This window comes from Pseudomonas sp. HLMP (assembly GCF_046365545.1).
Taxonomy (GTDB): Bacteria; Pseudomonadota; Gammaproteobacteria; order Pseudomonadales; family Pseudomonadaceae; genus Aquipseudomonas; species Aquipseudomonas guariconensis_B.
This window is the reverse complement of the sequence record NZ_JBDLLR010000001.1, coordinates 645,868-670,319: the sequence shown is the minus strand read 5'-3', so window position 1 is coordinate 670,319 and position 24,452 is coordinate 645,868. Positions and strand designations below refer to the sequence as shown.

General features: G+C 64.8%; 18 protein-coding genes and 1 pseudogene. 12 read left to right on the top strand and 7 right to left on the bottom strand.

The features are described from left to right. Nucleotides 1–50: 50 nt before the first annotated feature. Nucleotides 51–2,045, bottom strand: coding sequence for a BapA/Bap/LapF family large adhesin (locus ABFA30_RS03315; RefSeq protein WP_410046026.1), 1,995 nt, complete (start codon nt 2,043–2,045; stop codon nt 51–53). A 4,680-nt stretch (nt 2,046–6,725) separates the two neighbouring features. Next, a pseudogene (locus ABFA30_RS03310) lies at nt 6,726–7,046 on the bottom strand (BapA/Bap/LapF family prefix-like domain-containing protein); the annotation flags it as partial. Between the two features lie 870 nt (nt 7,047–7,916). Between ABFA30_RS03310 and ABFA30_RS03305 the strand changes: the two are divergent. The 4 genes from ABFA30_RS03305 to ABFA30_RS03290 all read left to right on the top strand — a co-directional run bounded on the left by ABFA30_RS03305 (nt 7,917) and on the right by ABFA30_RS03290 (nt 10,312). Then, a complete protein-coding gene (locus tag ABFA30_RS03305) occupies nt 7,917–8,336 on the top strand; it encodes a polyribonucleotide nucleotidyltransferase (protein ID WP_225788670.1) in 420 nt (139 codons plus the stop codon). Between the two features lie 19 nt (nt 8,337–8,355). Then, the gene (locus ABFA30_RS03300) at nt 8,356–9,225 is read left to right on the top strand and encodes a cation diffusion facilitator family transporter (RefSeq protein ID WP_225788671.1); all 870 of its coding nucleotides are present in this window, start codon (nt 8,356–8,358) and stop codon (nt 9,223–9,225) included. Between the two features lie 353 nt (nt 9,226–9,578). Beyond that, complete coding sequence (locus ABFA30_RS03295) at nt 9,579–10,055, top strand: Lrp/AsnC family transcriptional regulator (RefSeq protein WP_194792105.1); 477 nt, start codon at nt 9,579–9,581, stop codon at nt 10,053–10,055. A gap of 53 nt (nt 10,056–10,108) precedes the next feature. Continuing rightward, nucleotides 10,109–10,312, top strand: a complete 204-nt coding sequence (locus tag ABFA30_RS03290) for a DUF2788 domain-containing protein (protein ID WP_023378567.1) — start codon at nt 10,109–10,111, stop codon at nt 10,310–10,312. A gap of 50 nt (nt 10,313–10,362) precedes the next feature. On the opposite strand, the gene ABFA30_RS03285 is transcribed toward ABFA30_RS03290, so the two are convergent. The 4 genes from ABFA30_RS03285 to ABFA30_RS03270 form a co-directional block, all read right to left on the bottom strand. After that, the gene (locus tag ABFA30_RS03285) at nt 10,363–10,992 is read right to left on the bottom strand and encodes a pseudouridine synthase (protein WP_410045146.1); all 630 of its coding nucleotides are present in this window, start codon (nt 10,990–10,992) and stop codon (nt 10,363–10,365) included. A gap of 6 nt (nt 10,993–10,998) precedes the next feature. Then, nucleotides 10,999–12,462, bottom strand: a complete 1,464-nt coding sequence (gene amn, locus ABFA30_RS03280; RefSeq protein WP_225788673.1) for an AMP nucleosidase — start codon at nt 12,460–12,462, stop codon at nt 10,999–11,001. A 123-nt stretch (nt 12,463–12,585) separates the two neighbouring features. Next, on the bottom strand, nt 12,586–14,238 hold the full coding sequence (locus ABFA30_RS03275; protein ID WP_225788674.1) for an acyl-CoA dehydrogenase family protein: 1,653 nt from the start codon (nt 14,236–14,238) through the stop codon (nt 12,586–12,588). Nucleotides 14,239–14,355: 117 nt separating this feature from the next. Continuing rightward, a complete protein-coding gene (locus tag ABFA30_RS03270; RefSeq protein WP_225788675.1) occupies nt 14,356–16,347 on the bottom strand; it encodes a hybrid sensor histidine kinase/response regulator in 1,992 nt (663 codons plus the stop codon). 265 nt (nt 16,348–16,612) lie between these two features. Between ABFA30_RS03270 and ABFA30_RS03265 the strand changes: the two genes are divergently transcribed. The 4 genes from ABFA30_RS03265 to ABFA30_RS03250 all read left to right on the top strand — a co-directional run bounded on the left by ABFA30_RS03265 (nt 16,613) and on the right by ABFA30_RS03250 (nt 20,100). After that, nucleotides 16,613–17,410: a hydroxymethylpyrimidine/phosphomethylpyrimidine kinase gene (locus tag ABFA30_RS03265; protein ID WP_410045145.1), complete on the top strand. Its 798-nt coding sequence runs from the start codon at nt 16,613–16,615 to the stop codon at nt 17,408–17,410. A 22-nt stretch (nt 17,411–17,432) separates the two neighbouring features. After that, complete coding sequence (gene thiE, locus ABFA30_RS03260; protein ID WP_225788677.1) at nt 17,433–18,056, top strand: thiamine phosphate synthase; 624 nt, start codon at nt 17,433–17,435, stop codon at nt 18,054–18,056. Nucleotides 18,057–18,072: 16 nt separating this feature from the next. Further along, nucleotides 18,073–19,356: a glutamate-1-semialdehyde 2,1-aminomutase gene (gene hemL, locus ABFA30_RS03255; protein ID WP_225788678.1), complete on the top strand. Its 1,284-nt coding sequence runs from the start codon at nt 18,073–18,075 to the stop codon at nt 19,354–19,356. Nucleotides 19,357–19,551: 195 nt separating this feature from the next. Further along, nucleotides 19,552–20,100 carry a tetratricopeptide repeat protein gene (locus tag ABFA30_RS03250; RefSeq protein ID WP_225788679.1) on the top strand — a complete coding sequence of 183 codons (549 nt, stop codon included), beginning with the start codon at nt 19,552–19,554 and terminating at the stop codon, nt 20,098–20,100. 9 nt (nt 20,101–20,109) lie between these two features. On the opposite strand, the gene ABFA30_RS03245 is transcribed toward ABFA30_RS03250, so the two are convergent. Further along, complete coding sequence (locus ABFA30_RS03245) at nt 20,110–20,436, bottom strand: DUF1820 family protein (protein ID WP_225788680.1); 327 nt, start codon at nt 20,434–20,436, stop codon at nt 20,110–20,112. Between the two features lie 122 nt (nt 20,437–20,558). On the opposite strand from ABFA30_RS03245, the gene miaB reads away from it, so the two are divergent. The 4 genes from miaB (at nt 20,559) to ABFA30_RS03225 (ending at nt 24,452) form a co-directional block, all read left to right on the top strand. Beyond that, nucleotides 20,559–21,887 carry a tRNA (N6-isopentenyl adenosine(37)-C2)-methylthiotransferase MiaB gene (gene miaB / locus ABFA30_RS03240; RefSeq protein ID WP_253091418.1) on the top strand — a complete coding sequence of 443 codons (1,329 nt, stop codon included), beginning with the start codon at nt 20,559–20,561 and terminating at the stop codon, nt 21,885–21,887. Between the two features lie 240 nt (nt 21,888–22,127). After that, nucleotides 22,128–23,126 carry a PhoH family protein gene (locus ABFA30_RS03235; protein WP_225788682.1) on the top strand — a complete coding sequence of 333 codons (999 nt, stop codon included), beginning with the start codon at nt 22,128–22,130 and terminating at the stop codon, nt 23,124–23,126. Further along, complete coding sequence (ybeY, locus tag ABFA30_RS03230; protein ID WP_225788683.1) at nt 23,119–23,607, top strand: rRNA maturation RNase YbeY; 489 nt, start codon at nt 23,119–23,121, stop codon at nt 23,605–23,607. The genes ABFA30_RS03235 and ybeY overlap by 8 nt, the downstream gene beginning before the upstream one ends. 5 nt (nt 23,608–23,612) lie before the next feature. After that, nucleotides 23,613–24,452, top strand: coding sequence for an HlyC/CorC family transporter (locus ABFA30_RS03225; protein ID WP_225788684.1), 840 nt, complete (start codon nt 23,613–23,615; stop codon nt 24,450–24,452).

Genomic DNA, 24,452 nt, shown 5'->3' with positions numbered 1-24,452 from the left:
AGCAGAGAACGCCAGGCCTTACGGCCTGACGCTCTGCGCCTGCAACATGGTCAAACCACGTTGATACCGCTCTGTACCCAGAGTTGATGGGTTTCATCTTCCTGGCTGACGTACACCACGTACTCCTGTCCATTCTCCAGTTGAGTGGAAACCATCGACCAGTCACCGGTCAGATGGACGCTGTCTTGCTCGTCGCCCTGGATAAACAATCTATCCGTCTCGGGCGCCGTCACTGCCACCAGGTCTTCCAGACTCACGGTCAGCTCGACCGCGCTGAAGTCGTTCAGGTCGATGCTCTCGATGTCGCTGACATTACCGACCAGCAAGCTCAAGTTGATCGTCGCATCGTCACCCTCCCACAACAGCGTGTCAGGGCCAGCCGCGCCACCCACCGGTACGAACCCGGTGTCATGGGCTGCCGTCTGATCAGCACCTTCGGCACTTGCGGTACCTTCGATGCCGCCCTCGATCGTGGCGTGTGACGCGTCATCCAGCGGCGAGGCTGCTGCGAAGCCTGGGGCTTCGGTGGCAGGATCGCCTGGATTGTCATCGTCCCAGACAAAATCAAGATCCGGCGAGTCGAGGCGTACGTACAAGGTTGCGGTGTCCTCCTGGCCACCCGGTGCGGTGATCTTGTAGCTGAAGCTGTCCACGTTGCCGAGGTCAGCCAGTGCCAGGCCTGGGGTCGGCGTGTAGACGTAATCACCGTTCGCGTGCAGCGTCAGCGTGCCGTATTGACCCTGCACCACGGCTCCGGTTTGACCCGGTATGACGTAGACCCCATCGACCAACACACTCAGCACTGCCAGCGTCGAGCCGAGGCTGTCTGCCGGCGAGTGAGCACTCTGCGCCAGGACGTTGCCCGTTGCAGCGATGGCCTCGCCCGTGACGAACTCATTCGCATAGGTGGTGGTCAGCGTCTGGCTGACGGTAATCGTACCCGCCAACGATACGGCCCCCGTTGCCCCGGTCACCCGGTACGTACCGGCCTCCAGCCCGGTGAAGGTGAAGTTGGAGCTGGTCGTGGTCTGGCCCGTGGACACCCAGCTGGTTCCGTTGAACACCTCCAACGTGAGTGTGGTTGTCGGGAACAACCCAACGCCGGAGAACTGGACACTGACGGTAAGGTCGGCCGTAGTATCGGCCTCCACTACGATCTCCGCGCCAGTACCTCTCCCGGTACCGATGAGCAGCGGCGTCGAGTACTGCAATGCCGTCAGGCTTTCAGTCTCTACCAGGTTGTCGCGGTCGATCATTGCCGTTCCGATGTCATCGGTGGCAACCACCTCCACAACACCCTCCGCCGACGGATCGTCAGGGCTCCAGGTCACCGTCGAGTCGCTGCCGTCGATGCGCACGTAGAGGGTGGCCGAAGCCGTGCCGCCTGCCGCTGTCTCCAGCCGATACTCGAAGGTATCGACCTTGCCGATGTTCGCCACATCGCCATTTGGCGTGTAGCTGTAGTCGCCATTGGCAAAGATCGTCAGGTCACCGTACAGCCCGTGCACAACGGTACCGACCGCAGGATCGTCACCGATCTCCACATCGTTGACGGCCGTGACCGTGGCATCCCCTGCCGCACCTGGGGAGTCCGGCACGCCTGCAAAGCCATCGTCGGTGATGACATTGCCACTGACCTCACCGCCTGTTGCAGTGAAATCGACCAGGCTGGCGTTATCGACGCTCAGTTGTGCCGTGGCGCTTGCGCCAACTGCCACCAGGGCGGGGTCCATGGAGAGCGTGAAGCGATACTCACCTGCTGCCAGGCCTTCGATTTTCGCGCTGGTGTTACCCGAACCGAACAACCCAAGCAGATCGAGCAAGCCACCGCCTACGCTTCCCTGGTCTACCGGAATCCAGCCGCCAGCTCCGTCGCTGACCTCGAGTACCGCAGTGAACCCGCTACCCAGCACGGAGGCAAGATCACCGGAGCCGAAGGACAGGTTCAAGGTGCCGGTACTTTCATCCGCTACGGTGAACTCCTGCGACAACTCAGGCACACCGAGCTGAATGCCACCTACTCCCAGCAGCGTGAACACGTTCATGCTGTCGAGCCCGGTGTTGGTCGTAACCGGGGTTACGGTCAGTTCGGCAGTTGCGACGTCGTCGAAGGCTTCCAGATCGGCATCCGCGTCAGCATCAGCATCAGCATCCGCGTCGGCATCAGCATCAGCATCGGCGTCAGCGTCGGCATCGGCATCGGCATCGGCGTCAGCATCCGCGTCAGCGTCAGCGTCAGCGTCAGCGTCAGCGTCAGCGTCAGCGTCAGCGTCAGCATCCGCATCCGCATCCGCATCCGCATCGGCGTCAGCATCGGCGTCAGCGTCAGCGTCGGCATCGGCGTCAGCGTCAGCGTCAGCGTCAGCGTCAGCGTCGGCGTCGGCGTCGGCGTCGGCGTCGGCGTCGGCGTCAGCATCCGCGTCGGCATCCGCGTCAGCATCAGCATCGGCGTCGGCATCGGCATCGGCATCGGCGTCAGCATCGGCGTCGGCGTCGGCATCGGCGTCGGCATCGGCGTCGGCGTCGGCGTCGGCGTCGGCGTCGGCGTCAGCATCGGCGTCAGCATCCGCGTCAGCGTCGGCATCGGCATCGGCGTCGGCGTCGGCGTCGGCGTCGGCGTCGGCGTCGGCGTCGGCATCAGCATCGGCATCGGCATCGGCATCGGCATCGGCATCAGCATCAGCATCAGCATCGGCGTCAGCATCAGCATCAGCGTCGGCATCCGCATCCGCGTCGGCATCCGCATCGGCATCGGCGTCGGCGTCGGCGTCGGCGTCGGCGTCGGCGTCGGCATCAGCATCAGCATCGGCGTCAGCATCCGCATCGGCGTCAGCATCCGCATCAGCATCAGCATCAGCATCAGCGTCGGCATCCGCATCCGCGTCGGCATCGGCGTCGGCGTCGGCGTCAGCATCCGCATCGGCGTCAGCATCCGCATCGGCGTCAGCATCCGCGTCAGCGTCAGCATCCGCATCCGCATCGGCGTCAGCATCCGCGTCAGCGTCAGCGTCGGCATCCGCATCCGCGTCGGCATCGGCATCGGCATCGGCATCGGCGTCGGCGTCGGCGTCGGCGTCGGCGTCGGCGTCGGCATCAGCATCGGCGTCAGCATCGGCGTCAGCGTCAGCGTCGGCATCGGCGTCAGCGTCAGCGTCGGCATCGGCGTCGGCGTCGGCATCGGCATCCGCATCGGCGTCGGCGTCGGCGTCGGCGTCAGCATCCGCGTCGGCATCCGCGTCAGCATCAGCATCGGCGTCGGCATCGGCATCGGCATCGGCATCGGCGTCAGCATCGGCGTCGGCATCGGCGTCGGCGTCGGCGTCGGCGTCGGCGTCGGCGTCGGCGTCGGCATCAGCATCGGCGTCAGCATCCGCGTCAGCGTCAGCGTCAGCGTCAGCATCCGCATCGGCGTCAGCATCCGCGTCAGCGTCAGCGTCAGCGTCAGCGTCAGCGTCAGCATCCGCATCCGCATCCGCATCCGCATCGGCGTCAGCATCGGCGTCAGCGTCGGCATCGGCGTCAGCGTCAGCATCGGCATCGGCGTCAGCGTCAGCATCGGCATCGGCATCGGCATCGGCATCGGCGTCAGCATCGGCGTCGGCGTCGGCATCGGCATCGGCGTCGGCATCGGCGTCGGCATCCGCATCGGCGTCGGCGTCGGCGTCGGCATCAGCATCAGCATCAGCATCAGCATCAGCATCAGCATCAGCATCAGCATCAGCATCAGCATCAGCATCAGCATCAGCATCGGCGTCGGCATCGGCGTCAGCATCGGCGTCGGCATCGGCATCGGCGTCGGCGTCGGCATCCGCATCGGCGTCGGCATCAGCATCGGCATCGGCATCGGCATCGGCATCCGCATCGGCGTCAGCATCGGCGTCAGCGTCGGCATCCGCATCCGCATCCGCATCCGCATCCGCATCGGCGTCAGCGTCGGCATCGGCATCCGCGTCGGCGTCAGCATCCGCGTCGGCATCCGCGTCAGCATCAGCATCAGCATCCGCGTCGGCGTCGGCGTCGGCATCCGCATCAGCATCAGCATCAGCATCAGCATCAGCATCAGCATCGGCGTCAGCATCGGCGTCGGCGTCGGCGTCGGCATCGGCATCCGCGTCGGCGTCAGCATCCGCGTCAGCATCCGCGTCAGCGTCAGCATCCGCATCCGCATCGGCGTCAGCATCCGCGTCAGCGTCAGCGTCGGCATCCGCATCCGCGTCGGCATCGGCATCGGCATCGGCATCGGCATCGGCGTCGGCGTCGGCGTCGGCATCGGCATCAGCATCGGCATCGGCGTCAGCATCGGCATCGGCGTCAGCATCGGCGTCGGCATCGGCATCGGCGTCGGCGTCGGCGTCGGCATCCGCATCGGCGTCGGCATCAGCATCAGCATCAGCATCAGCATCAGCATCAGCATCAGCATCAGCATCAGCATCAGCATCGGCGTCGGCATCGGCATCGGCATCCGCATCCGCATCGGCGTCAGCATCGGCATCCGCATCCGCATCCGCATCCGCATCCGCATCCGCATCAGCGTCGGCGTCGGCATCCGCATCCGCGTCGGCATCGGCATCGGCATCGGCATCGGCGTCGGCGTCGGCATCAGCATCGGCGTCAGCATCCGCGTCAGCGTCAGCGTCAGCGTCAGCGTCAGCGTCAGCGTCAGCGTCAGCGTCAGCGTCAGCGTCAGCATCCGCGTCAGCGTCAGCGTCAGCATCCGCATCCGCATCCGCATCCGCATCCGCATCCGCATCGGCGTCAGCATCGGCGTCAGCATCGGCGTCAGCGTCAGCGTCAGCGTCGGCATCCGCATCCGCGTCAGCATCAGCATCAGCATCAGCGTCGGCATCCGCATCCGCGTCGGCATCGGCATCGGCATCGGCATCAGCATCGGCGTCAGCGTCGGCGTCGGCGTCGGCGTCGGCATCGGCATCGGCATCGGCATCCGCGTCGGCGTCAGCATCCGCGTCAGCATCAGCATCCGCGTCGGCATCAGCATCAGCATCGGCGTCAGCGTCGGCATCGGCATCGGCATCGGCATCGGCATCGGCGTCAGCATCCGAGTCAGCGTCAGCGTCAGCGTCAGCATCCGCGTCGGCATCCGCGTCAGCATCAGCATCAGCATCAGCGTCGGCGTCGGCGTCGGCATCGGCATCCGCGTCGGCATCGGCATCGGCATCGGCATCGGCATCCGCGTCGGCGTCAGCATCCGCGTCAGCATCAGCGTCGGCGTCGGCGTCGGCATCGGCGTCGGCGTCGGCGTCAGCATCAGCGTCGGCGTCGGCGTCGGCATCAGCATCAGCATCAGCATCAGCATCAGCATCCGCATCCGCATCCGCATCCGCATCGGCGTCAGCGTCGGCATCGGCATCCGCGTCGGCGTCAGCATCCGCGTCGGCGTCAGCATCCGCGTCGGCATCCGCGTCAGCATCAGCATCAGCATCAGCATCAGCATCAGCATCAGCGTCGGCGTCGGCGTCGGCATCCGCATCCGCATCCGCATCCGCATCCGCATCCGCATCCGCATCAGCATCAGCATCAGCATCAGCATCAGCATCAGCATCAGCATCAGCATCAGCATCGGCGTCAGCATCGGCGTCGGCGTCGGCGTCGGCATCGGCATCCGCGTCGGCGTCAGCATCCGCGTCAGCATCCGCGTCAGCATCCGCGTCAGCATCAGCGTCGGCGTCGGCATCCGCATCGGCATCGGCATCGGCATCGGCATCGGCATCGGCATCGGCATCGGCATCGGCATCGGCATCAGCATCCGCATCGGCATCGGCATCAGCATCAGCATCAGCATCAGCATCGGCGTCAGCATCGGCGTCGGCGTCGGCGTCGGCATCGGCATCCGCGTCGGCGTCAGCATCCGCGTCAGCATCAGCATCAGCATCAGCATCAGCATCCGCGTCAGCATCAGCGTCGGCGTCGGCATCCGCATCCGCATCGGCATCGGCATCGGCATCGGCATCGGCATCAGCATCAGCATCCGCATCGGCATCGGCATCAGCATCAGCATCAGCATCAGCATCAGCATCAGCATCAGCATCAGCATCAGCATCGGCGTCAGCGTCAGCGTCCGTGTCATCAATATCTGGTGCAGTTACTTCGACTGGGGCCGAGATATTTCCTGCAGCATCGGTCAACGTCACCGTGAGGGTTTCTTCGTTGACCTGGGGGGAATTCAGCACAACTTCGAAGGTGCCATCGGGACCTACGGTACCGGTACCGATCACCTTGCCATCGGCATCCTTGATGGTGACGGTGGTATTGGGTTCGCCCTTGCCGCTGACGGTGGTGCCATCGGCACTGACGGCTAAATCTGTCGGCGCATTGGGGGCCGTGGTGTCGTCTGCGGTGATCGTGCTGGGAGGGGACACATTGCCAGCAGCGTCAGTGAGGGTGACTTCGACTGTTTCGCCATTGGTTTGCGGGGTATTCAGGTTGACGTGGAAGTTGCCATCCGAGCCCACGATCCCTGTGGCGATGACTTGCCCATTCGCGTCCTTGACCGTCACAGTCAAACCCGGCTTGCCCCTGCCGCTCAGTACCGTTCCGGCACTATTGAAAGCAAGGTCGGTAGGCGCATCCGGTGTAGTCGAACTGGCATCACCGCCGCCGCCGCTGCCGCTACTGCTTCCGCTACCATTGAGGAAGAACATCGAGGCAAGGCCGCCAACCCCCAGCAGACTCAACCCCCAGGTCACCCAGTCCGGCGTCGCGGCAGCGGTCAGATCATCAAGGGCGCCGATCTCGCTAAAGGTAAAACCGGAGTACGGTGAAGAGTAACTTCCCAGGAGCAGGGTCCCATCGGCCTCTTCCAGTACCAACTGGTTGGCCTCGCCACTGGCCACAAAGAAATTCTGGACCGTGACCGTGCCACCGGACTTGAGCGTGATGACCAGGTTCGTGCCCGACTGTTGCATCGACTGGATGCTACTCGGGCTAATGGGCACTTTTACAATACTGGTTCCGTTCAGGGCGACGTTACCGAACGCATGTTCGGTCGCCGCCCCCGTCGCCTTGTCGACAATTACAATATTATTCATCGCACACCTGTCTTTGCTTCAGCTAGTCAATCCCATAACAAAGCAACCCGAACGCGTGCGCAGCCGCTTAAAAGGCGACTGGGCATTCGAATGAGCGAAAGTTATATAAAAAGATTCAGTCCAGAGGCTGGACCTAGCCCACACCCGAGCGCTCACTGGGCACGTGATATTTCACGCGCCCAGTGAGCGTTGAGTTTGAATTGCATAAGGGAATTGCAACGACATGCTGCATGGGGGTGAGACAATAGAACCTGCGTTCGCAGAGGGACCTGATCACCTTAGAGACTCCCTGTCTGTTACCCGTCATCGGGGTTCGCGCCCTTTCTCCAAGCGTCCCGAGCACACTTGTAAAAGGTGCAAGAGGTCAGCGTAAACCCGTCGCGATCGGACTTCTCAAGCACACTAAATAACGGGTCGCTTGCGGGGATACTAGCAATCAAAAAACCGGCGTCAAAGAAAAAGTTCAACTTGTCAATACCCGCACAAAAACAATGTAAAACCCAGTTAAACATTGATGAGCAGACAATTAGAACCTGCGATTACTGGGTGACAATTTCATTATCATAAAATAATATCCAGGTAGACCTACCCGCACACTTGCCCCCCAGTACATGCCAACGCCATTCGTGTGTCGTTACTAAAAAAGATTTCTCAGCTGAGCTGATGTTTCCGCTCTTTGCAGGTGCACAGCCTCGCCGTGTCCGAGAGCCGCCAAGGGCAGGCAGAACGGCATCGATTGGTAATGAAATCATGATGGCCCTGGAACCATCGCCCGCGTATAACGGCGAACCGGGCCTGCCCTGCCATGGTCCTAGTAGCAGGCGCAGGCGTTTTGGCCTGCCCCTTCGTGGTTACTTTTCGGAGATTCAAATGCGCATCCATTCCCGCGTCATCGGTGGCGCACTCATCGCCACCTTGCTGATCCAGCTGACGGCCTGCGGCACCTTGTTCTACCCAGACCGTCGCGGTCAGATCGAAGGCAAGATCGACCCTGTTGTCGCCGCCATGGACGCCATCGGTATTCTTTTCTATGTCATTCCCGGCCTGATCGCCTTCGGCATCGACTTCGCCACGGGCGCCATCTACTACCCAGGGGGCCACACCGCCCAAGTCGACCCTGCCAAGCTCAAGCCCGCCATCGACGCCGACGGCCGGGTCGACAACACCAGGCTGCAGGCTATTCTCGAAAGCGAACTGGGCCAGCGCCTGCCGCTGAACGACCCGCGGCTGATCCAGCACCGCGGCAGCGTCGAGCAACTGGCCGCCTACGGCCTGGTACCGGCCGCCTGACAAGGACGACACCCGCGGCATGACCCAACCCGCCGAACATCGACACCTGCTGCGCCTGGCCACCCGTGCTTCGCTCGCGGTGGCCGGCATCCTGGTGCTGAGCAAGGCAGTGGCCTGGTGGCTGAGCGGCTCGGTCAGCCTGCTGGCGGGCCTGACCGACTCGGCGCTGGACGCCGTGGCCTCCTTCCTCAACCTGCTCGCCGTACACTATGCCTTGCGCCCGGCGGACGACGACCACCGCTTCGGCCATGGCAAGGCCGAGGCCCTGGCCGGCATGGCGCAGGCGCTGTTCGTCGGGGTCAGCGCGGTGCTGGTCGGGGTGCAGGCGGTCGAGCGCCTGCAGTCGCCGCAGCCGTTGGGCGACACAGCCACCGGCATCGGCGTGATGTTACTCTCGCTGGTCCTGACCCTGGCCCTGCTGGCCTTCCAGCGCAAGGTCATCCGCGCCACCGGTTCCACAGCGGTGCGCGCCGACTCGCTGCACTACCGCTCCGACCTGCTGCTCAACGGCAGCATCCTGCTGGCCCTGCTGCTGGCTCGCTTCGGCTGGCCGCAGCTGGATGCCGTGTTCGGCCTGGGGATTGCCTTCTACATCCTCTGGAGCGCCACCCAGATCGCCCGAGAGAGCACAGCGATCCTGATGGACAAGGAGCTGCCGGCCGACATCGGCGAGCGCATGCTCGAGCTGGCATGCGCCATCCCCGGGGTCAGGGGCGCCCACGACTTGCGCACGCGGGTGTCGGGTAGCCACTGGTTCGTCCAATTGCACCTGGAGCTGCCTGGCGAGTTGCCGCTGCATGAGGCCCATGAGCTGTGCGAGCAGGCGTCGCAAGCGATCCGCCAGCGTTATCCGAGGGCGGATGTGTTGGTGCATGCCGATCCAGTTTGATGCAATCGTGCAGCCTATGACGCCAAGCTCGCGCCCATGAAAAAAGGGAGGCCATTGGCCTCCCTCTGGGAATTGTCGTCCGTGCTCGGCACTTGTGGCGCCGGCTCACCTCACGCTGTCTTCTGGACGGTGCGTAGCCCGGGGGCCTGGCGGGTCCTGTTGGATGGCCTGGCCGCGACGGCCCTCCTGGGGCCTGTCGCCGTGGACTGAAGTCCGGGCAGTGATTCTGTGGATAAAGATACGGGAAGCACCGCAGCAGAGGATTGCGAATATTGCTCTGATAAATAGCACTTGCGCAATTTTTCACCCTGGATCGATAATCCTCAGCAATCCGAACAGAAAAGGTCCCCTCCATGAGCAAGCTCGACCGCTATGACCTGAGCATCCTCGCCGAATTGCAGCGCGATGCGCGTATCTCCAACCAGGAACTGGCCGAACGCATCGGCCTGTCCCCCTCCCCTTGCTCGCGGCGGGTCAAGCAACTGGAAGACGACGGCTACATCTCGCGCCAGGTGGCGCTGCTGGATCGCAAGAAACTCGGCCTGAGCCTCACGGCCTACGTGCTGATCGGCATGGACCGACACACTCCCGAGCGCTTCGAGGCTTTCGAGGCGGCCATCCGCAGCCTGCCCCAGGTTCTGGAGTGCAGCCTGGTCACCGGTATGGATGCCGACTACCAGCTCAAGGTGGTGGTGCCGGACATGGACCACTACCAGAAACTGCTGCTAGGCAGCCTGACCCGCATCGAGGGCGTCACCAGCGTGCGCTCGAGCTTCGTCCTCAACCAAGTCCTGGCCAGCACCGAGCTGCCCCTGACCCACCTGCGTTGACCGCCCCGGCGCCCGGTGTATGATCGGGCGCTCAGCCTGCCTGGAGAACACCGATGGATCCTGCAGTATTCGAAGAATGGATGATGATCGTCCTCGTCACCGTGTTGATCGGCTTCATGGGCTTCATCGTCTGGGACCTGGCGAAGAAGTCCAAGGCGGGCCGTTTCGGCACCCTGATCCTGTTCTTCGTCCTGGGCCTGGGCGTGCTCGCCTTCATCATCAAGAGCGTGGTGGTGGGGTTCCTGGAAGGGGTCTAGCGGCTTTGCGCCGATGCACATCAAGCGGTGCTTTGGGGCTTACCTCCGTCTCAAACCTTCGGCGAGACTTCGCGCCAGCAGCCCTGCTCCAGCCCCTCGATCGTCCAGTCGCCAATCCGCACCCGCACCAGGCGCAAGGTGGGCAACCCTACCGCCGCCGTCATGCGCCGCACCTGGCGGTTACGCCCCTCACGGATCACCAGTTCCAGCCAATGGGTCGGCACGCTCTTGCGAAACCGCACCGGCGGGTTGCGCGGCCACAGGTCAGGCTCGTCCAGGCGACGCGCCTCAGCTGGCAGGGTCGGCCCGTCATTGAGTTCGACACCGTCACGCAGGCGCTGTAGCTGCTCTTCGCTAGGCTCGCCTTCCACCTGTACCCAGTAGGTTTTCGCCAGTTTGTGCTTCGGGTCGGCGATGCTCGCCTGCAGGCGGCCGTCATTGGTCAGCAGCAACAGGCCTTCGCTGTCGCGATCCAGGCGCCCGGCCGGGTAGACACCCGGGATATCGATGTAGTCCTTGAGCGTGGCGCGCCCTTCGCCGTCGCTGAACTGGGTCAGCACGTCGAACGGCTTGTTGAACAGGATCAGGCGGGGCTCGGCCGGTGGCGCCTTGGGTTGGCGCCTTGGACCGGCAGGCCGCACCGGGGGGCGGCGTGGCTTGGAACGGGGTGGCAGGGACATGGATCCTCAGCGGAACGGCGGCTCGTCGAAGCTGCGCAGTTTACGCGAGTGCAGCGAATTGAGCTCGGTACGCAGCAGGTCGAGGGCGGCGATGCCAATCTTCAGGTGCTGGCTGACGGCGCGGTTGTAGAAGGCATTGGCCGAACCGGGCAGCTTGATCTCGCTGTGCAACGGCTTGTCCGAGACGCACAGCAAGGTGCCATACGGCACACGCAGGCGATAACCCTGGGCAGCGATGGTGCCGCTTTCCATGTCCACCGCCACGGCACGGGACAGGTTGATCAGCGGCCGCTCCTGGGCCCAGCGCAGTTCCCAGTTGCGGTCATCGTAGGTCAGCACGGTGCCGGTGCGCAGGCGCTTCTTCAATTGCTCGCCACGTTCGCCGGTGACCTGCGCCGCCGCCTCCTGCAGCGCCAGCTGCACTTCGGCCAGCGCCGGGATGGGGATGTTCGGCGGCACCACCCGGTCGAGGATGCCATCACGGCGCATGTAGGCGTGGGCCAGCACGTAGTCGCCGATGGTCTGCGACTGGCGCAGGCCGCCGCAGTGGCCGATCATCAGCCAGCAGTGCGGGCGCAGCACGGCCAAGTGGTCGGTGATGTTCTTGGCGTTGGACGGGCCGACCCCGATGTTGACCAGGGTAACCCCATCGCCATCCGCGGCGATCAGGTGGTAGGCCGGCATCTGGTAGCGGTGCCAGACCACGCTGGCCACCAGGGCCTGGGTCTCGCCATCGTCCATGCCCTTCTCGATCACCACGTTGCCCGGCAGCACCATGCGCACAAAGCGCGGATCGTCGCGCAGTTGCTCCAGGCCATGGCCGATGAACTGGTCGACGTAGCGGTGGTAGTTGGTCAGCAGGATCCAGGGCTGCACATGGCGCCAGTCGCTGCCGGTGTAGTGCACCAGGCGACGCAGGGAGAAGTCTACGCGGGCGGCGTCGAACAGCGCCAGCGGCAGGGTTTCGGCGCTGCCCCAGTCGTACAGGCCATCGGCGATGTTGTCGGTGGCCGCCGACAGGTCGGTGCTGGGGAAGACCCGCGCCAGCTCCGCGGCGGTGATGCCGCTGCCGGCCAGCTCGTCGCCCTGGTCGACCACGTAGGGGTAAGGGATGTTCTGCTCGCTGACACCGACTTCGAGGGTCACGGTGTAGTCGTGCATCAGCGGCCGCAGTTGCTCCAGCAGATAGCCACGGAAGGCCGCCGGCTGGGTGATGGTGACGCTGTAGGTGCCGGCCACCTGGACCTTGGCATAGGCCCGGGTGGTGGCGGCGACCTCGCCCTGGCTGTAGTAGGTCAGGCGCAGGGCCGGGTAGCGAAACAGCGCGCGCTGGTCGTCGTCCGGCTCGGTGCGGTCCTTCAGGTAGCGCTTGAGGGCCTGGCTGAGGGCCCCGGTAGCCTGTTCATGCAAGGCCGCCAGACGGTCGACGGCCTGTTCAGGGGTATCAACGACTACAAACGCTTGGCTCACGCTGGGCTTCCTGTCTTCTGGGCATGCATGGCTCCATCTTGCCTGCGTTCGAAGGCAAATACATCCCCATGGAGCGGCGTTGCCCTCTTCGCGGGGGAGCCAGCCTGCCCGCGACGGGGCGTCTCAGAGCGGCCAGGCAGGCGTCGCCCGGGCCACCAGCGCCTCGACGTCGACACCTCGCGGCAGCGCGCCATAGACCCTGCCGCCCCCCGCCAGACGGCTACCGATGAAGGCATCGCTGACCACCGCGTTGCCCGCCTCCAGCAACAGCTTGGCCTGCAGGGCCAGGGCAATGTCCTCGGTCAGCTGGCGGGCGCGGTATTGGATATCACCGGTGTCGGCGAAGGCGCCCTTGAGGTTGCCGATATGCGCCGCCAGGCGCGGGTCGCCATGGCCGTCGCCAAGCTCGGCGAACAAGGCGTCGAGCACGCCAGGCTCCTTGGACAAGGCGCGCAGCACGTCCAGGCATTGCACGTTGCCCGAGCCTTCCCAGGTGGAGTTCACCGGCGCCTCGCGATACAACCGCGGCAGGATGCTCTCCTCGACGTAACCGGCACCGCCCAGGCATTCGGCGGCCTCGTTGATCATCCCCGGGGCACGCTTGCAGATCCAGTACTTGCCCACGGCCGTCACCAGGCGGGCGAAGTGCGCCTGCTGCGGATCGTCCAGCTGGTCCAGGGCCTGGCCCATGCGCAGGCTCAAGGCCAGCGCCGCCTCGCTTTCCAGGGCCAGGTCGGCGATCACGTTCTGCATCAGCGGCTGCTCGGCCAGCACACGGCCGCCGACCTTGCGGTGGGCGCAATGGTGCGCGGCCTGGGTCAGGGCCTGGCGCATCAGGGCGCTGGAGCCGACCATGCAGTCGAAGCGGGTCATGGCCACCATCTCGATGATGGTCGGCACGCCCCGCCCTTCCTCGCCGACCATCCAGGCCAAGGCACCGCGGAACTCCACCTCGCTGGACGCATTGGAGCAGTTGCCGAGCTTGTTCTTCAGGCGCTGGATGTAGAACTGGTTGCGGCTGTCGTCGGGGCGATGGCGTGGCAGCAGGAAGCAGCTCAGGCCCTTGTCGGTCTGGGCCAGGGTGAGGAAGGCGTCGCACATCGGCGCCGAGCAGAACCACTTGTGACCGACCAGTTCATAGGCCTGGCCGGGCCCTGGGGTGCCGACCGGATAGGCGCGGGTGGTGTTGGCACGCACATCGGTGCCGCCTTGCTTCTCGGTCATGGCCATGCCGAGGGTCACGCCGGCCTTGTGTCGGTCGCCGACATTGCGCGGGTCGTATTCGCGGGCCAGCACCTTGGGCAGCCAGTACTCGGCCAGCTCCGGTTGCAGCCGCAGGGCCGGCACCGCAGCGAAGGTCATGGTCAGCGGGCAGCCGGTGCCGGCCTCGGCCTGGCTGTGCAGGTAGGTCATCGAAGCCCGTGCCACGTGTGCGCCTGGTCGCGGCTCGGCCCAGGGCAACGACGGCAGGCCGTGCTCGACCGCCGTGCGCATCAGTTCATGGTAGGCCGGGTGGAACTCCACCAGGTCGATACGGTGGCCATAGCGGTCATGGCTGCTGAACTCAGGCTTGTGCGCATTGGCCAGGAAGCCCGCCGCCATCAAGGGGCCGCCGGCCAGGGCACCGTAAGCGTCGATCCGCGACTCGGCCCAGCCGGCCCCGAAGCGCCGTGACCACTCCTGCAGCGGCTGGTCGAGGCGGTACAGGTTGGCGCCATCGAGGGCAGGCGGCTGGTTGGTGACTTCGTGGGTTTCAGCGAACTGGTGCAGGTTCATCGTGGGCTCCTGGATCCGGTCATGCCTGGAAACCCCAGTGAAGCATCCCTGCCCGGCCAGTCAAAGTGACATAAATGACTAACTGGGGGTCATTTGCCGGCCGAGGGCGATAGGACGCTAGAAACGCTTCATCCCCGACGCAGCCCGGCTGGGCGGCAACTGTACCTGGGCCACGGCAAGGGTCAGGGTCAGGTCGAAACGGCTGCCCAGGCCGGGGGTCGACTCATGGGACAGCCGGGCGCCGATCAGTTCCCCCAGTTGCCGGCAGATCGACAGCCCGATGCCCAGCCCCCCGTAACGGCGGCTCATGGAACCATCGACCTGGAAGAAACGCTGGTAGAGGGTCGCCTGGTCCAGGTCGTCGAAGCCGATGCCGCTGTCACTGACGGTGAAGGTCAGGGCCAGGCTGTCCGGCCCCAGGCGCCGACCACGGACCTGGACCGTGACACCGCCCTGGTGGGTGAACTTCAGGCCGTTGTCCACCAGGCAGGCCAGGCAGCGCAGCAGCTTCTGCGCATCCCCGATCAGTTCGTCCGGCAGGTCGGCCGGAATATCCAGGCTCAGGTACAGCCCTTTGCCCAGGGCCCGCCCGGCGAAGCCCGCACGCAGCTCCTGAAGCTGCCGGCGCAGGCTGAACGGCGCCGCCTGGGCACGCAGGCGGCCAGCCTGCAGCTCGGTGAGGATGAGGATGTCGTCGACCATGGCCATCATGTCCTGGGCCGAACCGCTGGCCGTACGATGGTACTGAGCCTGCTCGGCACTCATCGGCAGGGTGTGCATCAGCTCCAGCGAGCCGATCACGCCATTCATCGGCGTGCGCAGCTCGTGGGTCACGGTGGCGAGGAATTCGTCCTTGAGCTGGTTGCTGCGGGCCAGCTGCTGGTTGAGCTGCTCCAGGGCACGGCCGGTGTCACGCAGGGTCTGGGCCTGCTCCTCGCGCAGGCTGTTGATACGGTCGGCCAGGGCCAGCGACAACAGCGCCACCTCCAGCGCGGAGCCGATCTGGCTGGCATACATGGTCAGGAACACATTCGGCAGGTAGCCGAGCACCATCAGGGTGTTGACCAGGCCGCCCAGCAGGAACGCGGTCCAGGCGATGATGAACCAGCGCGCCACCCGCAGACCACGCCACCATGCGTAGAGCCCGGCACTGAAGATGCTGATGGTGAACAGCAGGGCCAGCACCGTGGCCATGCGCAGGGCGATGCCGTAGCGCATGCTCACCGCCAGCAGCATGACCAGCGCGCCACCGGCCATCAGCCCCTGCAGCAGGCGATCGAAGCCGCGGCTGAGCGTGCCCATCTGCAGGAAATGCCGGGCGAACTGGCAGCCGAACAGGCCAGCGGCACCGATGAACAGCGGCGTCGCGGCATTGGCCCACCAGGGGCTGTCCGGCCAGAAGTAGGCGACGCCGGCACCATTGACCGAGACCTGGTAAAGCCCGAACGAGGCGATGTAGAGGATGTAGTAGAGGTAACTGACATCGCGCACGCTGACATAGATGAACAGGTTGTACACCAGCATCACCAGCAGCACGCCGTAGATCATGCCCAGCACGTACAGGCGGGCGGGCTGGTCCTCCAGGTAGGCCTCGGCCGACCAGAGTGCCACTGGAGCCTGGATCGATCCCTGGCTTTGCAGGCGCAGGTAGGCGGTGGTCGCCTGGCCTGGGGGCAAGGGCAGCTCGAACAGGTAGTTGTTCTGGCGGATCTGCCGGCTGGCGTAGGGCAAGGCGTCGCCGGTGCGCTGCGCCAAGTGGTAGCCACCTTGGCCGTCCGGCAGGTACAGCTCCACGTGATCCAGCGGCGGATAGGCCAGCTCGAGCAGCCACTGGCGCGGCGCGGCAGTGGGCGGCGCGACGTTGCGCAGGTCGATCTTCAACCAGAACACCGAGGTCGAATACCCGGCGTTGAGCACCTCCTCATGGTGCAGGCGGAAGCGGCTGGCGAAGGCTGGCGAGCTGACCTGGGCGATGCTGGCGCTGGCGTCGCGGTCTTCGTAGACCTGCATGGCCTTGCCCAATGGAAGGTGCCGGGTGGCATTGTCGAAATCGACCGCCCCGGCGAACACAGGCAAGCAGCCCAGAAGCACAATCAGCAAATAGCGCATACAGCCCCAGCATGGCGTGTCCGGTCGCGTCGCGGTGGCCTCCCATCCCTTTGAGACGACGAGTTCCGACAAAGCCCGTTCATCGAGTTATCCGAGCACTCTAGCATAGCTTTTCGACATGGCCAGCAGCCATCTGAAAATTTAGAAGAAGCCGTCTAAATCAATGCTTACAGAGGCACACAAAGACGAAAGCGGACCGATCGATCAGCCGACCCCACTCGCCAGGCAATCCGCCCAAACAGGTTTGGTGGTAAGCTCGCCGACCATGAATACCTACAGCTCCCGCCCCGTTGTCCTCTGTCTCTCCGGCCACGACCCCAGTGGCGGTGCCGGCCTGCAGGCAGATATCGAAGCCCTGATCGCCCAAGGCTGTCACGCCGCACCCGCGGTGACCGCCCTGACCGTCCAGGATACCGTCAATGTTTCCGACTTCCGCGTGCTCGACCGCGAGTGGGTGCTGGCCCAGGCCAATGCCGTGCTGGCCGACTCCAACGTGGCAGCGGTCAAGCTCGGCATGCTCGGCTCGACCGAGATGGTCGATACCGTCGCCGAGCTGCTGGCTGCCCACCCGCACCTGCCGTTGGTCTGCGATCCGGTCCTGCGTGCCGGCGGCGGTGGCCGCCTGGGCAAGGACGAGGTCGGCTATACCCTGCGTGAACGTCTGCTGCCGCTGGCCACCATCGCCACACCGAACCTGCCGGAGGCGCGCATCCTCGCCGAGCTGCCCGAAGGCACGGCCGACGAATGTGCGGAGAAACTTCTGCCGTTCTGCAGGCATCTGTTGATTACCGGCGGTCACGGCGAAGAAGAGGAAATCCACAATCGCCTCTATACCCGTGACGGCCGGCGCGACACCTGGACCTGCCAGCGCCTGCCGGGCAGCTACCACGGCTCGGGCTGCACCCTGGCCAGCGCCCTGGCCGGCCGCCTGGCGCTCGGCGAGCAGTTGCAAAGCGCCGTGCGCAGCGCCCTGGACTACACCTGGCGCACCCTGCGCGACGCCGAGCAGCTGGGCAAGGGCCAGTTCGTGCCGCGCCGGCTGCCCCTGGACTTCTGCTCCTGATCCCTGCATGCGAGGCTTTCAGATGAAGTTACGCGGTTTGTACGCGATCACCGACAGCCAGTTGCTCGCCGGTCGCTTCCTGTCCCATGTCGAGGCCGCCCTGGAAGGCGGCGTATGCCTGTTGCAGTACCGCGACAAGAGCGACGATGCGGCGCGCCGCCTGCGCGAGGCTGAGGCGCTGCTGAAGCTCTGCGAGCGCTACGGCACCGCCCTGATCATCAATGACGACGCCGAACTGGCCGCACGCCTGGGCGTCGGCGTGCACCTGGGCCAGACCGACGGCCCGCTGACCCCAGCCCGTGCGCTGCTCGGGCACCACGCGATCATCGGCTCCACCTGCCACGCCCAGCTCGAGCTGGCCGAGCAGGCCGCCGCCGAGGGCGCCAGCTACGTGGCCTTCGGCCGCTTCTTCAATTCCGTGACCAAGCCCGGCGCACCGGCCGCCAGCCTCGATCTGCTGGGCCAGGCCCGCGCCCGCGTTAAGCTGCCGATCGCCGTGATCGGCGGCATCACCCTCGACAATGCCGCCCCGCTGGTCGCCCAAGGTGCCGACCTGCTGGCGGTGATCCATGGCCTGTTCGGTGCCGACAGCGCGCAGGAAGTCACCCGCCGCGCCCGCGCCTTCAACGCCCTGTTCGCTTCCTGATTCGAGAGAAAACCCCATGTCCCGTTCCGAATCCCTGTTCGCCCAAGCCCAGAAGCACATCCCAGGCGGCGTGAACTCGCCGGTCCGCGCCTTCCGCAGCGTCGGCGGCACGCCGTTGTTCTTCAAGCACGCCGAGGGTGCCTACGTCATCGACGAAGACGACAAGCGCTACGTCGACTACGTCGGCTCCTGGGGCCCGATGATCCTCGGCCACAGCCACCCGGACGTGCTGGACTCGGTGCGCAAGCAACTGGAGCACGGCCTGTCGTACGGCGCACCGACCGCCATGGAAACCGAGATGGCCGACCTGGTCTGCTCGATCGTGCCGTCCATGGAGATGGTGCGCATGGTCAGCTCCGGCACCGAGGCGACCATGAGCGCCATCCGCCTGGCTCGCGGCTACACCGGCCGCGACGCGATCATCAAGTTCGAAGGCTGCTACCACGGCCACTCCGACAGCCTGCTGGTCAAGGCCGGCTCTGGCCTGCTTACCCAGGGCGTACCGAGCTCGGCCGGCGTGCCGGCTGACTTCGCCAAGCACACCCTGACCCTGCCGTTCAACGACATCACCGCGGTCGAGAAGACCCTCGCCGAGGTCGGCCAGACCGTCGCCTGCATCATCGTCGAGCCGGTGGCTGGCAACATGAACTGCGTACCACCGGCCCCAGGCTTCCTCGAAGGCCTGCGCGAGCAGTGCGACAAGCACGGCGTGGTGCTGATCTTCGACGAAGTGATGACTGGCTTTCGCGTATCCCTCGGCGGTGCCCAGGGCCATTACGGCATCAAGCCAGACCTGTCGACCTTCGGCAAGATCGTCGGTGGCGGCATGCCGGTCGGCTGCTTCGGTGGCAAGCGCGAAATCATGGAATGCATCGCCCCGCTCGGCCCGGTCTACCAGGCCGGCACACTGTCGGGCAACCCGCTGGCCATGGCCGCTGGCCTGACCACCCTCAAGCTGATCAGCCGCCCGGGCTTCCACGATGAGCTGAGCGCCTTCACTAGCCGCATGCTCGACGGCCTGCAGCAACGTGCCGATGCTGCCGGTATCCCGTTCGTCACCACCCAGGCCGGCGCCATGTTCGGCCTGTACTTCAGCGGTGCCGACGACATCGTCACCTTCGACGATGTGATGGCCAGCGACGTGGAACGCTTCAAGCGCTTCTTCCACCTGATGCTCGACGGTGGCGTGTACCTGGCCCCGAGCGCGTTCGAGGCCGGCTTCACCTCCATCGCCCACGGCGAGGCCGAGCTGAAGATCACCCTGGACGCCGCCGAGCGCGCCTTCGCTGCCTTGAAATAAGGTGTATGAGCATCTGTAGGAGCGGATTGCCCGCTCCTACAGACAATGTGAACACCGTCACACTGTCGAGGTTTGCGCCACAGCGACGCACCCTGTGTAGAAAATCGAGTAAAACTTTGTAAGGTTGGCGCTGCTTATCCCATAATGTGCCACCAGAGACATTGGCCGCAGCTTTGCAGAGGTAAGTCGATCCCCATGAACCGCACCGGCCGCGCCCTGACCCTGGGCTGCCTGCTGCTTCTCCAACCCCTGCTGGCCCTGGCGGAGGGCGGCAACTCGTTGCTCATTCCAGCAACGGGGCGCTGCACCCTCAATACCCAGCCAGAGGACCTGGAGAACGCCCTGAAGGCCTGCGAGCAGACGGCGGAGACGGGGGATGCCCAGGCGCAATACGAACTGGGCGAGTTCTACTACAGCACCCAGGCGCCCCGGGACCTGAACAAGGCGCTCAACTGGTTCGAGAAAGCCTCGCTGCAAGGCCATGCCCAGGCCCAGTACCGCCTGGGCGCCATGTTCTTCCGTGGCGAAGGGGTCCCCGCCAACAATGTCCAGGCCTATATCCTGCTGAAGATGGCGGCGGTCAATGGCGACGAGGAGGCCCTGGACCTGGCCGACGAAGTCACCGAGCAGATGCCCCGCGACGAACTGGAGCACGCCACCCAGGTACTCGGCCAGATCTTCCGTCGCTACCTGCTCGAACTGCAGAACGCCGAAGGCCGCACGCCCTTCTCCCCCCTGCCCTGAGGGGCCGCCTCACTTCTCCGGCATCGGCATGGGGAACGGCATCACGTTGCCGCCGCCCTTGGCCTCGCTGATTTTCGCCGTACCCAGGCGCTCCACCTCGTCGATGCGCACGATCGAATGCATCGGCACGAAGCTGCGGATCACGCCCTCGAACTGGGCCTTGAGCTTTTCCTCGCTGGGGTCGACCACCACTTGGGTGCGTTCGCCGAAGACGAACTCCTCGATCTCGAGAAAACCCCACAGGTCGCTCTGGTAGATCTGCTTGGCGTACATCTCGAACACCTGGCCCTGATTCAGGAAGATCACTTTGTAGATAGCAGGTTCGCGTTTGCTCATGATCGACGGATTGACATGGTTGGATAAAAAGGGCCGCATCATAGCAGACCGCCGACCCTAGGAAGTGCAGGGATCCACCTTTATAATGCGCGGTCCACAGCACCAGCAGCAGATGATTCGCCATGACCCGGAAGCTCTACATAGAAACCCACGGTTGCCAGATGAACGAGTACGACAGCTCGCGCATGGTCGACCTGCTGGGCGAACACCAGGCCCTTGAGGTCACCGAGCACGCCGAGGATGCCGATGTCATCCTGCTCAACACCTGCTCGATCCGCGAGCGCGCCCAGGACCGGGTGTATTCCAAGCTGGGCCGCTGGCGCGAGCTGAAGGACCGCAACCCGGAGATGGTCATCGCCGTCGGCGGTTGCGTGGCCAGCCAGGAGGGCGAGGCGATCCGCAAGCGCGCGCCCTATGTCGACGTGGTCTTCGGCCCGCAGACCCTGCACCGCTTGCCGGAAATGATCGACGCCGCGCGCAGCACCCGCCAGCCGCAGGTCGACGTGTCGTTCCCGGAGATCGAGAAGTTCGACCACCTGCCCGAGCCGCGCATCGACGGCCCGACCGCCTTCGTCTCGGTCATGGAAGGCTGCAGCAAGTACTGCACCTTCTGCGTGGTGCCCTACACCCGTGGCACCGAGGTCAGCCGGCCGTTCGACGACGTACTGGCCGAAGTCATCCACCTGGCCGAGAACGGCGTGCGCGAGATCACCCTGCTGGGGCAGAACGTCAACGGCTACCGCGGCCAGACCCACGACGGCCGCCTGGCCGACCTCGCCGAGCTGATCCGCACGGTGGCGGCGGTCGATGGCATCGAGCGGATCCGCTACACCACCTCGCACCCGCTGGAATTCTCCGACAGCCTGATCCAGGCGCACGCCGAAGTGCCGCAGTTGGTCAAGCACCTGCACCTGCCGGTGCAGGCCGGCTCCGATCGGGTGCTGGCAGCCATGAAGCGCAACCACACGATCCTCGAGTACAAGTCCAAGCTGCGCAAGCTCAAGGCCGCGGTACCGGACATCTGCATCAGCTCCGACTTCATCGTCGGCTTCCCCGGCGAGACCGAAAAGGACTTCGAGCAGACCATGAAGCTGGTCGCCGAGGTCGGTTTCGACTTCTCCTACTCCTTCGTCTACAGCCCGCGCCCAGGCACACCGGCCGCCGACCTGCCGGACGACACGCCGGAAGAGCTGAAGAAGCAGCGCCTGCAGTTGCTGCAGCACCGCATCGACCAGCAGGGCTTCGAGATCAGCCGGCGCATGGTGGGCAGTGTCCAGCGCATCCTGGTCACTGACTTCTCCAAGCGCGACCCGGGGCAGTTGCAGGGGCGCACCGAGAACAACCGAATCGTCAACTTCCGCAGCGATAATCCCCTGCTGATCGGCCAACTGGTGGACGTGCGCATCGAGGAAGCCCGCCCGCACTCGCTGATCGGGGCGCTGATTCATTGATTCGCGCCTGGGGGGTTGCTTTGCAGCCCATCGCCGACAAGCCGGCTCCCACAGGGTTCTGCGCCGATCTCGAGAGCGGCTCGGTCTCAATGGTAAGCCGGCTTGCTGGCGATGGGCCACGAAGCGCCCCCGGGCCATGCCCCCAGCAACGACCCTTGATCGTTTCAGTGCTTTCGCCACTGGCATTCAAGGGTTATTCTTGAGTTCACACCCATTGCCGTCGAGCGGCTAAAAACGACCTTGAACGCACCCATACAACCCCATCGCTTCATCCTCGAACCCTTCGAGGCCCACCGTTTCGCCAACCTGTGCGGCCAGTTCGACGAGCACCTGCGCCTGATCGAACAACGCCTGGCCATCGAGATCCGCAACCGCGGCAACCAATTCGAACTGATCGGCGACCCCAAGACCACCTCTGCCGCGGAACAACTGCTGCGCCGTCTCTACCGCGAGACCAAAGGCAGCGAGCTGTCGCCGGAAACGGTCCACCTGTACCTGCAGGAATCGACCGTGGAAAACATCGACAACCCGGCCGTCAACGAAGTCAGCGTGTCGCTGCGCACGCGCAAGGGCAACATCCGCCCGCGCGGCGTCAACCAGCAACGCTACGTCAAGGAAATCCTGGCCAACGACATCAACTTCGGCATCGGCCCGGCCGGTACCGGCAAGACCTACCTGGCCGTGGCCTGCGCCGTCGATGCCCTGGAGCGCGAGCAGGTACGGCGTATCCTGCTGGTGCGCCCGGCGGTCGAGGCCGGCGAGAAGCTGGGCTTCCTGCCCGGCGACCTGGCCCAGAAGATCGACCCGTACCTGCGTCCGCTCTACGACGCGCTCTACGAGATGCTCGGCTTCGAGCACGTGGCCAAGCTGATCGAGCGCCAGGTGATCGAGATCGCCCCGCTGGCCTACATGCGCGGCCGCACCCTGAACAACAGCTTCATCATCCTCGACGAGAGCCAGAACACCACGCTCGAGCAGATGAAGATGTTCCTCACCCGCATCGGCTTCGGCTCGACCGCGGTGATCACCGGCGACATCACCCAGGTCGACCTGCCGCGCGGCACCAAGTCGGGCCTGGCCCATGTGATCGAGGTGCTCAAGGACGTACCGGGCATCAGCTTCACCCACTTCCAGCCCAAGGACGTGGTCCGTCACCCGCTGGTGCAACGCATCGTCGAGGCCTACGACCGCTTCGACGCCCGCCAGGCCAAGCCCGAGGCACCCGCCAGCGATGCTTGAACTCGACCTGCAACGGGCCACGGACGCCGCTGCCCCCGATGACGCCGCTTTCCGTCGCTGGTGCGAGCTGGCGCTGCGCCAGCGCAGTGCCGACTCGGAAATGACCATCCGCCTGGTCGACGAGGCCGAGGGCCGCGAGCTGAACCACACCTACCGGCACAAGGACTACGCGACCAACGTGCTGTCGTTCCCCGCCGACGTCCCCGACGAGCTGCTCGACATTCCCCTGCTGGGTGACCTGGTCATCTGCGTACCGGTGGTCGAACGCGAGGCTGCCGAACAGGGCAAGGCCCTCGAGGCGCACTGGGCGCACCTGGTCATCCACGGTTGCCTGCACCTGCTCGGCTACGACCACATCGAGGACGACGAGGCCGAGGAAATGGAAGCGCTGGAACGAACATTGCTGGCGGAACTGGGTCACCCGGACCCGTACGCCGATGACGAAGTCACTCCTACCGATATCTGCAAGGATCACGAGTAACCGCCATGAGCGAAGACCGATCGAGCAACGGGCAGAAGTCCTGGCTGGGTAAACTGACCCAGGCTTTTGCCCATGAGCCGAAGAACCGCCAGGAGCTCCTCGAGCTGCTGCGCGAAGCCCATCAGAACAAGCTGCTCGACAGCGAGGCGCTGACCATCGTCGAAGGCGCCATCCAGGTCGCCGACCTGCAGGTGCGCGACATCATGGTGCCGCGCTCGCAAATGATCAGCATCAAGGCCAGCCAATCGCCACGCGAATTCCTGCCGGCGGTGATCGACGCCGCGCACTCGCGCTACCCGGTGATCGGCGAGAGCCACGACGATGTGCTCGGGATCCTCCTGGCCAAGGACCTGTTGCCGCTGATCCTCAAGGAGAACGGCGACAGCTTCAACATCAAGGACCTGCTCCGCCCGGCCACCTTCGTGCCCGAGTCCAAGCGCCTGAACGTGCTGCTGCGCGAGTTTCGCGCCAACCACAACCACATGGCCGTGGTCATCGACGAATACGGCGGCGTGGCGGGCCTGGTGACCATCGAGGACGTGCTGGAGCAGATCGTCGGCGACATCGAGGACGAGCACGACGTCGAGGAAGACAGCTACATCAAGCCACTGCCCAGCGGTGATTTCCTGGTCAAGGCCCTGACCCCGATCGAGAACTTCAACGAGTTCTTCGACAGCGAGTTCTCCGACGACGAGTTCGACACGGTCGGCGGCCTGGTGATGAGCGCCTTCGGCCACCTGCCCAAGCGCAACGAGACCACCGAGATCGGTTCGTACAAGTTCCGTATTCTCAACGCCGACAGCCGGCGGATACACTTGCTGCGTTTGACTCCGATCACCCGTTAA